The organism is Pseudomonas sichuanensis, assembly GCF_003231305.1.
Lineage (GTDB): Bacteria > Pseudomonadota > Gammaproteobacteria > Pseudomonadales > Pseudomonadaceae > Aquipseudomonas > Aquipseudomonas sichuanensis.
Window position 1 is genome coordinate 91,983 of record NZ_QKVM01000017.1, and the last position, 11,988, is coordinate 103,970.

Consider the following 11,988-nt stretch of genomic DNA (forward strand, 5'->3'; position numbering starts at 1 on the left):
TGCCGCCGGAGATCCGCGCCATGAACCCAGCCAACCGCCATGTCGTCGGCGATCTCTACCTGCGGCACCACAGCTGGGTAGTGAGCGTGCTGCGCAACCGGTTGGGTAACCGCGAGCAGGCGCTGGACCTGGCCCAGGACACCTTCGTCAGGCTGTTGCGCAGCGAGCTGCCGACGCCGTTGCGTGAGCCACGCGCCTACCTGGCGACCATCGCCGGGCGCCTGTGCCTGCAGCACTTTCGCCGCCAGGCGCTGGAGCGCGCCTACCTGGACAGCCTGGCGCTGCTGGAGCCGCAGCATCAGCCCTCGGAGGAAACCCGCCTGCTGGTGCTCGAAGCGCTGGATGCGGTGGGGCAGGTGCTCGATGGCCTGGGCAGCCGCGTGCGCGAGGTGTTCCTGCTGTCGCAACTCGACGGCCTGACCTACGCGCAGATCGCCGAGCGCCAAGGGTTGACCGTAAATGTGGTGCAGAAAGCCATGCTCAAGGCCTATCGACACTGCTACGCATCGGTCTACGGCGAATGAGGCCGCAACAGGCAGATGCGCAGCGGCTGGACCCGGCCGTGGTCGAGCAGGCCATGCTGTGGATGGTGCGCCTGCAGTCGGGGGCCAGCAGCGAGGCCGAGCGCCTGGCCTGCCAGCGCTGGCGCCAGGCGAGCGCGGCCCACGAACTGGCCTGGCAGCGCCTGGATGGTCTGGGCCAGGGCCTGCGTAAGGGTACGCATGGCGTGCCGGCGGCGCGCAGCCTGCTGCTGGCGCGCACCCGTGTGTCGCGGCGGGCCTTGCTCGGCGGGCTGGCCGGGGCCGGGGTGCTGCTTGCCAGCGGCTATGGCGTGCATCAGCGCAGTGTGCTGCCGACGCTGCTCAGCGACTACGGCACTGCCACCGGCGAGCGGCGCAGCTGGCGCCTGGCCACGGGGCTGACGGTACAGCTTGATACGGGCAGTGCACTGGATGGCGATCAGGTGGACGGCCAGCACGTGCTGACGCTCAACCGTGGGCGGGTGCTGCTGGAAACAGGGCAGGGTGCAGGCCTCAGCGTGCGTGCGGGGCAGGCGCGGATCCTGGCGGGTGTGGGGGCACGGCTGGTGGTTCAGCAGCAAGTGGCCGCCACCCTGGTGCAGGTGCTCGACGGCAGGGCGCTGGTGGAAGACGGGCAGGGTGTACGAGTTGGGCTGGAAGGCGGCTGGCAGCAGCTGTTCGCGGCCACGGGCGCAGGCAGCGTGACGCCGTTGCCGGTGGGCGCAGCGGCCTGGACGCAGGGGCAACTGGTGGCCGAGCGCATGGCGCTGGGCAGTGTGTTGGCCGACCTGGACCGCTATCGCAAAGGGGTATTGCGCTGCGATCCGCAGGTGGCCGGGCTGCAGGTCAGCGGCACGTTCTCGCTGGACCAGCCGGAGGCCAGCCTGGACTTGCTGGCCGAGGTGTTGCCGGTGCGGGTGCAGCGGGTGCTGGGCTATTGGGCCACGGTAGTGCCGGCCTGAATTTCACCGCGCAAAAAATTTCGCCCATACCCGGCAGGTTTTCATTTCTCGCGCATCAGTACAGGCAAACGCGCTGAATCTGCAGCGCTTCGCCCACGCCTGTCTGCCAAGGATTGTCTCGATGCTGTGTCGCCTTACCCCTCTCGCAAGCCCGCTGTTGCTCGGCCTGGCCGTGGCCGCGTGGCACCTTCCCGCCCAGGCCGAAGTGCGCCGTTTCGATATCGCCCCCGGCAGCCTCGACAGGGTGCTCGGGCAGTTCGGCCAGCAGGCCGGGGTGATGGTCGCCGTCGACTCCCAGGCCTCCCGGGGCGTGCAGAGCCCCGGCCTGCGCGGCCAGTTCGCGGTCGAGCAGGGCCTGGCCATGCTGCTGGTCGGCACCGGGCTGCAGCCGGTGCAGGTCAGCAGCGACCGTTATCGGCTGATCCCCCGGGCAGCCGAGAACGGTGTCATGGAACTGGGCGCCACCAGCGTCAACGCCACCGGGCTCGGTGCGACCACCGAGGGCAGCGGTTCCTACACCACCGGGGTGACCAGTACCGCCACCAAGATGAACCTGTCGATACGCGAGACCCCGCAGAGCATCAGCGTGATCACCCGCCAGTTCATGGACGACCAGCAGCTCACCAGCATGTCCGACGTGCTCAAGCAAACCCCGGGCATCACCATGTCCCAGGATGGCGGCGAGCGTTTCAATATCTATTCGCGCGGCAGTGGCCTGAACACCTACCAGTTCGACGGCATCACCACCTACCAGGAAAACCAGACCCGCACCATGCCCAGTACCCTGCTGGATATGGCGATCTACGACCGGGTCGAGGTGGTGCGCGGCGCCACCGGCCTGATGACCGGCGCGGGCGACCCCAGCGGTGTGGTCAACGTGGTGCGCAAGCGCCCGACCCGGGACTTCCAGGCGTATGTGCAGGGTGGCCTGGGCTCGTGGAACTATCGGCGCCTGGAGGCCGATGTGTCCGGCCCGCTGACCCCCGAGGGCAACCTGCGCGGGCGCCTGGTAGCGGCCAAACAGACCAACCACACCTTCATGGACTGGTATAAGCAGGACAAGGACATCGCCTACGGCGCGCTGGAAGCCGACCTCACCGACACCACCCTGCTGCGGGTCAGCATCGACCACCAGCGCTATCGGCCCACCGGCGGCCAGGGTGTGCCGCTGATCTACAACAACGGCACACCAACCGACTTCTCCCGCTCCACCAGCTCCGGGGCGCGGTGGAACCTGGACCGCTTCGAGACCACCAACTACACCGTCGGCCTCGAGCAGCAACTGGCCGGCGACTGGCAGCTGAAAGTCGGCACCACCTACATGGATGTCGACCGCTACGCATTGTCGGGTGCCTATTACAGCGCATCGAACAACTCCAACATCCGCCCTGACGGCACCGCCAAGATCGACCAGAGCGACGCCACCGCCACCCAGCGCCAGCGCGCGATCGATGCCACCTTGCAAGGGCCGCTCGAACTGTTCGGGCAGACCCACGAACTGATCTTCGGCGCCAACTACTTCGACTACGTCAATCGCCATCACTCCGAGGGCACCGATGACGCGATCGTCGACTTCAACAACTGGGGCAACGAACTGCCCAAGCCGAACACCGACATGTTCACGCCGGTGCTGGACTACGATGTCGACACCCGCCAGAGCGGCTACTTCACTGCCGCGCGTTTCAACCTGAGCGACAGCCTGCACCTGATCCTCGGCTCCCGGGTCAGCAACTACCGCTATCACTACTACCTGCGCAGCCTGCCCAACGGCACCCCCAGTGCCTACAGCATGACCGAGCGCGGCGTGGTCACGCCCTACGCCGGGCTGGTCTACGACCTCACCCCCGAGCAGTCGGTGTACGTCAGCTACACCGATATCTTCAAGCCGCAGTCCGCCCGTGACCGCGATGGCAAGTACCTGGAGCCGGTGGTGGGGAAAAACTACGAGACGGGTTGGAAGGGCGAGTTCTACGACGGGCGCCTGAACAGCAGCGTGTCGCTTTACCTGGTCGAGCGCGACAACGTCGCCGAGCTCGATGGCGGCGCCAAGGTGCCGGGCACTCGCGACCAGGAAGACGCCTACCGCGCCGTCAGCGGCGCCAAGACCAAGGGCATCGACATGGAGCTGGCCGGCGAGTTGGCCGCCGGCTGGAACGTGCAGGCCGGCTACAGCCATTCGCGCACCGAAGACGCCGATAGCCAGCGGCTGACCACCCAGTTGCCGATGGACACCTTCCGGCTGTGGAACACCTATCAGCTACAGGGCGACTGGCAGCGCCTGACCTTGGGCGGCGGGGTCAATTGGAACTCCAGCAACTCGGTGTATTTCTCCCGTTACCGTACCCGCATCACCCAGGACGACTACGCCGTGGTCAACCTGATGGCACGCTACCGCTTCAACGAGCACCTGAGCAGCACGCTGAACCTCAACAACCTGTTCGACGAGAAGTACTACACCGGCTTCTCCGGCAGTTGGGGGCACTACGGCGCGCCGCGCAACGTGATGATGAACCTGCGCTACGACTTCTGACCCTCAACCCGCCGCCCGGCGCCGCCGCTTCTGCTGGTACATGTCGTCGTCGGCGCGGCTGAGCAGGGTGTCGGCGTCCTCACCGTCATCGGGGTAGCAGGCTACGCCGATGCTGCAGGTAGGCATGCCGATATCGCCGAACTCTGGGCCCAGTGGCTCGGCCATGACGGCGAGGATCTGGGCGATCTGCTCGGCAACCGCAGCGGGCGACGAGATTTCCGGCAGCAATACGGTGAACTCGTCGCCGCCCATGCGCGCCACCGTGTCGGTGGCCGCCACGCAGGCTTCCAGGCGCCGGGCAATGGTGCATAGCACGCGGTCGCCCGCCGCATGCCCGTGTACATCGTTGATGCCCTTGAAGTCGTTGATGTCCAGGAACAGCAACGCCAGTGGCCGCTGCTGGTGCCTTGCGCTGTGCAGCGCTGCTACCAGGCGGTCGTTGAACAGCGAGCGGTTGCACAGCCGGGTCAGCGGGTCGTGATGGGCAAGGAAGCGCAGCTCCTGCTCGGCCTGGGTCAGGGCGGTCACGTTGCGCGCCACGCCGATCCGCGCACCCACTTCGTCGGACCAGAACGCCGCCCACAAGATGTGCACGACTGCACCATCCTTGCGGATGTAACGGTTACGGAAATCGAAATGGGCGTGGCCGTTCATGATGCGGATGATCGAGGCGCGGGTCGCCTCCAGGTCGTCCGGGTGCATGTAGCGGGTGATTGGGGTGCCGGTGAGTTCGTCGGCGCGGTAGCCCAGCAAGGCTTCGCAGGCATTGCTGACGAACACGATGGTGTTGTCCCTGTCGACCACGAACACGGTGTCCAGCATCAGGTGGATCAGCTTGGGGTAGAGCGCTTGCAGGTCAACGGGCATGGGGCTGGGAGTCCGCTACGGTGGGCTCGATCGTGGCCTGATCGCGAAGGGCGGCGGCGAGTGGCCCGGTCGGCAGCGGGGCAGGGCCAGGCAACGGTTCGCGGCGCCGGCCAGCATACACAGTGGCGGGTGGCTGTCACCAGTAGTGGCGGACGAAATGGACGGGCGTGCAGCAGCACCTGTCGTTGATGGGCAGGTGATGTGCGGGGCAGGCCAGGGCGCCGAGCGGTGCCCCGGCCGGGATCATCAGGCCGGTACGCCGAGGATGATGTGCGAGGCCTTGATGATGGCGGTCGCATTGACGCCTGGGGCCAGGCCCAGTTCCTGCACGGCATCGCGGGTGACGATGGCGTGCACCTGGGTGCCGCCGGCGAGTTCGAGGGTCACTTCGGCGTTGACCGAACCGTCGGTGACTTTCACCACCTTGCCATTCAGGCAGTTGCGGGCCGACAGGCGAATGTCGCTGGCCTCGGTCATCAGCATCACCCAGGGTGCCTTGATCAGGGCGATGGCCTCGGCGCCTGGCTTGAGCCCCAGGCTGTTGACGCTCTCGACGGTGACCACCGCCACCAGCGTTTCACCGCCGGCCAGTTCGAGGCTGACCTCGCTGTTGACGGCGCCGGGGCGCACGTCACGGACCTTGCCTTTGAACACGTTGCGAGCACTGACTTTCATGACATTCTCCTTGGTAATGAAAAAATCTGACTGCAGTGTCAGGATTTCGTTATGTAGTTTCCAGCATAGCGACGGCAGTGAGAGCTTTTTGTATACAGAAACCGTCAGTTCTGCTTACATTGGCCGGCGCCTACGACAGCGGCAATCGCCGCTGCGTATTGCGACGGTTACCCATCATGCAACACCCAACGCTGCTCGAACCCTACGAGCCTCTTGCGCGAATCCCGTTCACCGCTGATGCAAGCTTCAGCGCTCCCACGAGCGACGGACTCGCTGCCATACCCTTCACGCCTGAAACCCGTCCATGCCTGTCAGGGCCCTTGGCCCATGCTTTGGCACGCCCGGATTCAGCCGCGGCACGGTATCGCTTGGCGTTCATCTCGACACTGCCTGCGCAGCTGCACTGAACGCTCCAACCAGGTCGTTCGACGGCGGCCTGTGCAAACATCATGTTGAATGCGACCCCTTGCGGGAGAGGAACACCCATGCCTAAGACAATGCTGGTCAAGAACGCCGAACTGCTGGTGACGATGGACGGCGAACGCCGGGAAATCAAGCGCGGCGGCCTGTACATCGAAGACAACATCATCAAGCAGGTCGGCCCCAGCGACAGCCTGCCGCAAACCGCCGATGTGGTGCTGGACATGGCCGGCAAGGTGGTCATCCCCGGCCTGGTCAACACCCACCACCACATGTACCAGAGCCTCACCCGCGTGGTGCCGGCCGCCCAGGACGGTGAGCTGTTCAACTGGCTGACCAACCTGTACCCGATCTGGGCGCGGCTGACGCCGGAAATGATCGCGGTATCGACCCAGACCGCCATGGCCGAGTTGATCCTGTCGGGCTGCACCACCTCCAGCGACCACCTCTATATCTACCCCAACGGCTGCAAGCTCGACGACAGCATCCACGCCGCCGAGGAAATCGGCATGCGTTTCCACGCCGCGCGCGGCAGCATGAGCGTAGGCCGCAGCCAGGGCGGCCTGCCGCCGGATTCGGTGGTGGAGAAGGAAAGCGACATCCTCAAGGAGTCCCAGCGCCTGATCGAGGACTACCACGACGCCAGCCATGGTTCGATGCGCCGCGTGGTGGTGGCGCCGTGCTCGCCGTTCTCGGTGAGCCGCGACCTGATGCGTGAAGCCGCGGTGCTGGCGCGCGAGTACGGTGTGTCGCTGCACACCCACCTGGCCGAGAACGTCAACGACATCGCCTACAGCCGCGAGAAGTTCGGCATGACCCCGGCTGAGTACGCCGAAGACCTCGGCTGGGTCGGCCACGATGTCTGGCACGCCCACTGTGTGCAGCTCGACCAGCACGGCATCGAACTGTTCGCCCGCACCGGCACTGGCGTGGCCCACTGCCCCTGCTCGAACATGCGCCTGGCCTCGGGCATCGCGCCGATCCGCAAGATGCGCGACCACGGCGTGCCGGTGGGTCTGGGGGTGGACGGCTCGGCCTCCAACGATGGCGCGAGCATGATCGGCGAAGTGCGCCAGGCGCTGCTGTTGCAGCGGGTCGGTTTCGGCCCCGATGCCATGACCGCGCGCGAGGCCCTGGAAATCGCCACCCTGGGCGGTGCCAAGGTGCTTAACCGTAACGACATCGGCGCCCTGGCCCCCGGCATGGTCGCCGACTTCGTCGCCTTCAGCCTGGGCCACGTGGCCTACGCAGGCGCCTTGCACGACCCGCTGGCAGCGCTGGTGTTCTGCACCCCGACCCACGTCGATACCAGCGTGATCAATGGCCGGGTGGTGGTGAAGGACGGGCATATCACCACTGTTGATCTGCCCCTGGTGCTGGAGCGTCACAACCAGCTGGCGCGGCAACTGGTCAGCGGCGAGTGACGTGAGGGGCCGTTGCGCGCCTTGTGGGGCGCAACGGCTGCTCAGCCAACCGCACATTGGCGCTTTTAATCGCGTTGGTTCAGATAACCGCTGAGCACATCGATCATGTCCTGCTGATGTTGCGTCGCCTGTGCGTCGCCCCATCGCTTGTGCGCGTAGATCAGTTTCATTTTCAACGAGTCGATGCGTTCCCTGTTGCGGTTTTCGAAATGCTTGCGCTTCTCGTTGAACGGCTTGTTGCCATACTCTGAATTGATGCCCCGCGATACCAGTGCCAGGTTGCCGAAAGTATCCAGCACCTCGCCGGAAACGGTATCAAGGTCGACGCCCTGTGCCGTCTGCGGCGAAATATGCTCGATCGAGTTTTTCGCGGTCATCCGGAACTGGGTGCGTTGCTGGGCATTCAACTGAGCGGCGTTGGTGCTCCAGAGCACGTACTCCAGCTTGTAGAACCAGTAATGCGCGAAACTCAAGCCCGAAGCCTTGTTCAACTCCTTGGCGGGGTCTATCAAAGGCATGGTGGCCGAGGCATCTTCCAGGAACACATGGCTGCGCTCGATCAGCGGCCTGGGGTCGGTGCTGCACAGCAGGTGGTTATCGAGGTGTTTGAGTTGTCGAAGGTAGCTGGCCCGGCCGGTTCGATTGGCGCGTATGTATGCCAGCAATGGAGTAAGCCAGTACTGGGTGGTGATCTGCTGTGAGTGGTAAAGCATGCTCTGCAGCAGCGCGAATGCGTGATCGCTGGCTTCTTCGCGGACCAGCGTGGTGTACGTCTTGCCGGAGGCAGCCTCGCTTGGACGCTTTCGCAGGTCGTGGATGAGGTGGTGTTCCTCGCCATCGACTTCCACCCACTTGATGACATGCTTGTCGAAGCAGTAGCGCACTTCCCACAGCAAGGCGATGAACTTCTTCGACTTGGCGCCACTGCGGGACGCTTTCAGGAAATGCGTGTCGAACAGCGACAGCAGGTCCTTGTCATTGATCCTGGGAATGTCCGGCTCACCGTGCTCGTTCAACCAGATGCGCAACGCATGCTGCAGCAGCATCGAGAAAGTGATGATGCTGCGCACCTTGCGCGTGCCCTGGAATACTTCTGGCGGTACGCTGCCCTGCTCGGAGAGTGCACTCGTCCTGCCCGCGAGGATATCGGCCAGGGACAGCAAGCGTGGATTGCGGTTGGTCGAATATTTGTCACTCAGCGCTTGCAGAACACAGTCTGACCAGGCCAGTTGCTCGTCATCGCGCAGCGCCGCTTGATTGGAGAACAGCGGGTGCACATCGAACCTGGCGATGCTGCGCAGATTGCGTTCTACATAGTCGTCCATGTAGGCGCAGGACTCCCACAGCGCTGCATAGCGCTCTCGCTCGGCGGTATTGTCGATGTGCTGGAGCAGCCTGGCCTTGAGAATCTCATGCTGCTGGAGCTGCACGCCCCGGTTGTTGATCACCTCGAAGATCTTGTTGAGGTCCATGGTTGCCGGGAAGTGGGTCATGACCACGGTTACTTTGTTCAGCACGTACTCGGCGAAAGCGGTCAGTTCGGCTTGCTCGCGCTCGTGCTTGAAGCGCTGGATGATCCCGAGCGCGGTGTCGATCTTGTCATGCTCGACGGCCGGCGCCTTGCCGGAGGCACAGCTGGCCTTGAACGCCTTCTCGATATCCGGTCGGATGGGGAAGCCCAGGCGCGGACGAAGCCCATCGTCGTGTTCGCCAGCGAGGAATGGCTTGAGTTTCTGCCCCAGGGACAGTGCCAGCAGCCATAAGGTGGTGAAGCGCTGTTGGCCGTCGATCAAGTCGTATTCGACCGTCGAGCGATCCTGTTGCCGGGTCACCACCAGGATGCCGCCCAGGTAGGCGATGGGGCGTTTGTCTTCGAATGCGGCCCACAGGTCGTCCAGCAGGGTGCGCACCTGCTCATCGCTCCACACATACAGGCGCTGATAGACCGGAATCTGGAAGAACATGCCTTGCTTGACGATCTGCTGCAGGGTGATGTCGTGCGATTGAATGGTCATGCGCATTGCTCCTCGATCCAGGCTTCACGCCCGTCCAGCGTGCCTTCCTTGCCATAGAACGCCAGCACAGCGGCTTTGTAGCGCCCTCGCACGGTCGAGTCGGGCTCGATGTCTTCCGCTGCGTAGATGGCCGCAGAGCGTGAGTCGGACAACAGGAACGCCATCACTTCGTCCGGGGTGTAGGCCTGGGCGATGACATCCAGCAAGTTCAACGATGCGTCGCGCAGGTAGACAGTGATCGCGGCGGCAAAGATGTAGCTCTTTTCAATGCGGATCGCGCCGATGACGTAATCCAGGCAGAGCGCAAAACGCAGCAGGTCGCGGGTGCCGAAACGGTCGACGAACATCAGTACCGCCAGGCAGAACAGCTCGCGCAGGTAAGGTGAGAGGCGCAGGGTCACCTCGGTGTAGAACTGCCGGAAGGCCCGCTCCTGCGTATTTGGGCCGAACAGCTGGTTGACCAGCGCTGCGTACTTTTCGACATACAGGAAAAAGCCCAGCCCGCGCTGGATGGGTTGGCGCAGCGAGAAGGGCAGGGTTGCGATGTCGTCCGGTTCGGGCAAGGCCCCGCGGCTCAACTTGACGTTGCCTGCCTGGGAAACCAGCAATTGTGCCGAGGCATAGGCGACCGGCGCGGGGGATATGCCCAACCGATGCCCCTGCTCGGGGCGCAGGGTGCGTGCCTGGAATTCGTCGATGATGCCGTCCCTGCACTCCTCGCCAAGCGTCTTCTGGCCACGCCAGCGCCGGCCGCGCCAGAGCAGTTTGCCGAACAGCAGCGCGTCGAAATCACCTGCGATGCCCTGGCACTGGTTATGTTCCTGCCAATTTTCCCAGCGCCTGGCGAACCGGGCACGCAGATTGTCCCGGTGCTCGCCCTCGATGGCGCGCAGGTGGAAGGCCTTGAGCAGGTCGGCGGCACCCAGCGGCACGCCGCGGCTGTTCTGGTTATCGAAGAAGGTGAACGCCAAGTCTTCGTTGGGCACCGTGATCACGGTGAAAACGATGTGCTGGAACAGGTCTTTGAAGCCATCCGGCAAGCCTTCGGCTTCGATGATCCGCTGGGCCTGCTGGATGTTGTTGACCGACGCTGGCGACCGGTAGGCAAAGTCGGCTCCGTCGGGCAGCTTGCCATGAAGCACGTGGTAGAGAACGCACAGCGTGGTGAGCCGCTGCTGGCCGTCAATGACGAATTGCCTGTGCTGTGCGCTGTCCTTGTGGATCAGCAACGCGCCCATGTAGTAGTCGAGCCCGCTGTCCCGCTCCAACTGGAACTCGCGAAGGTCCTTGAGCAACTGCTGAACCTTGTCCTTGTCCCAGACATAGGGGCGCTGGTAGGTATCCAGGGCCAGTGGCATCCGTTGCGAGGCAAGCAATGCCTCGAAAGGGATGACCCTGACCGCTACGGCGTTGTTCTTGCTCATCGCTGGCGAATCCTTACGCTGGGCGGCTGTTCAAAGGCGGCCAATCCTACAGCGATTGGTGAATGATGGCCATGGGCCGCCTTTTGCAGGTATTTGCCCTCCATAAACAGCGTCTGGCGCTGCCCAGCCGGCGCAGCAAGGTGTTCGAGCTGGATCAGCGTGGACTGCCGACGACGTTGTGAAGAATTGCTCGGCGCGCCGATCATTCAGTGATCACAGAGCGTTTATGCTCGCCAGAGGCGTGTAGCCGTTTTGCCACACCCTTTCAAGAATTCTCCCTCCTGCGCGCGAGACACCTTCTGACTTCTTCCTGAATACCGCCTCGGTATGGTTTCCCTCCTGCATTTTCAGGTCGCCCGACCGAGGCCATTGCACTGCACCGCCCCCTTGTGGGAGCGGGCTTGCCCCGCGATGCGTAGCCATCAGGCGACCTCCTTTCCAGCAAGGAGCGCCGAACCAAATGGCAACCATCCCCGACAAGGCCAGCCCTTCAGGCAAGGGCACCTCGCAGGTAGCGATCACACCACTCGCCGAGATCCAGGCCCAGGACGTCGGCCATGGCGCCGCCGTGTTCGACGCCTGGCTGCGGGAAGTCAGTGCCGGCCATGCCACCCTCGAGCGCCTCAAGGCCGTCGCCGGCAATGTGCCGGTGGCGGGCAACAGCATCGCCCTGATCGAAGCGCTGGGCGCTATCGCTACCCTGGCCCGTAGCAAGGTGCCCGACCCGCTCGACTGCGCCACCTTTGCCCTCAACCTGATCGGCCTGGTCACCTCGCCCGCCGGTGAAGCGCCGGCGCGCATGAGCTTGCGGCCGATGCTGTTGTTCGTGCGCCAGGAGGGTAAGCAGGTGCTCGACGATGCCTCGGTCGAACTGTTGGCCGGCCACCTCAATGCCGATATCGTCGGCAGCCTTGATAATTTCGTCAGCCAGGCCGCAGGCAAGCTCAAGGGCATCCTGGCCGAGGCCGCCACGCTCGGTGAGCGGATCATTCTCGATATTGCCAGTGGCCTGTCCGCCCTGGCCGAAGGCGCCGGCCCAAGAAACGCCCGCCCGGCATCCGCCACGAGCAGCGCGCTGATGCACAACCCGCTGGCCACGCTCGACAACTACCTCGCCGGTGCCTTCAGCGCCTACAAGCACGCTGGCAAA

General features: G+C 64.2%; 8 protein-coding genes and 1 pseudogene. 5 read left to right on the top strand and 4 right to left on the bottom strand.

Annotated features, from left to right (window positions below):
• Positions 1-20: 20 nt before the first annotated feature.
• From DM373_RS11550 to DM373_RS11560, 3 genes are all read left to right on the top strand, one after another.
• A complete protein-coding gene (locus tag DM373_RS11550) occupies positions 21-524 on the top strand; it encodes a sigma-70 family RNA polymerase sigma factor (protein WP_110993695.1) in 504 nt (167 codons plus the stop codon).
• Positions 521-1,483 (top strand): DUF4880 domain-containing protein, encoded by a 963-nt coding sequence (locus tag DM373_RS11555; RefSeq protein ID WP_110993696.1) that lies wholly within the window; start codon positions 521-523, stop codon positions 1,481-1,483. The genes DM373_RS11550 and DM373_RS11555 overlap by 4 nt, the downstream gene beginning before the upstream one ends.
• Before the next feature lie 121 nt (positions 1,484-1,604).
• Positions 1,605-4,013, top strand: a complete 2,409-nt coding sequence (locus DM373_RS11560; protein ID WP_110993697.1) for a TonB-dependent siderophore receptor — start codon at positions 1,605-1,607, stop codon at positions 4,011-4,013.
• A gap of 3 nt (positions 4,014-4,016) precedes the next feature.
• On the opposite strand, the gene DM373_RS11565 is transcribed toward DM373_RS11560, so the two are convergent.
• Positions 4,017-4,880, bottom strand: coding sequence for a sensor domain-containing diguanylate cyclase (locus DM373_RS11565; RefSeq protein WP_110993698.1), 864 nt, complete (start codon positions 4,878-4,880; stop codon positions 4,017-4,019).
• Positions 4,881-5,126: 246 nt separating this feature from the next.
• Positions 5,127-5,555, bottom strand: a complete 429-nt coding sequence (locus DM373_RS11570) for a TOBE domain-containing protein (RefSeq protein ID WP_110993699.1) — start codon at positions 5,553-5,555, stop codon at positions 5,127-5,129.
• A gap of 485 nt (positions 5,556-6,040) precedes the next feature.
• Between DM373_RS11570 and DM373_RS11575 the strand changes: the two genes are divergently transcribed.
• Entirely contained in the window at positions 6,041-7,399 is a 1,359-nt protein-coding gene (locus DM373_RS11575) for an 8-oxoguanine deaminase (RefSeq protein ID WP_110993700.1), read from the top strand.
• A 65-nt stretch (positions 7,400-7,464) separates the two neighbouring features.
• Here DM373_RS11575 and DM373_RS11580 read toward each other — a convergent pair whose 3' ends face one another.
• Complete coding sequence (locus DM373_RS11580; RefSeq protein ID WP_167409828.1) at positions 7,465-9,414, bottom strand: DUF262 domain-containing protein; 1,950 nt, start codon at positions 9,412-9,414, stop codon at positions 7,465-7,467.
• Positions 9,411-10,838: a DUF262 domain-containing protein gene (locus DM373_RS11585; RefSeq protein ID WP_110993702.1), complete on the bottom strand. Its 1,428-nt coding sequence runs from the start codon at positions 10,836-10,838 to the stop codon at positions 9,411-9,413. Before DM373_RS11585 ends, DM373_RS11580 begins: the two co-directional genes overlap by 4 nt.
• A gap of 460 nt (positions 10,839-11,298) precedes the next feature.
• Here DM373_RS11585 and DM373_RS11590 point away from each other — a divergent pair.
• A pseudogene (locus DM373_RS11590) lies at positions 11,299-11,988 on the top strand (RHS repeat-associated core domain-containing protein); the annotation flags it as partial.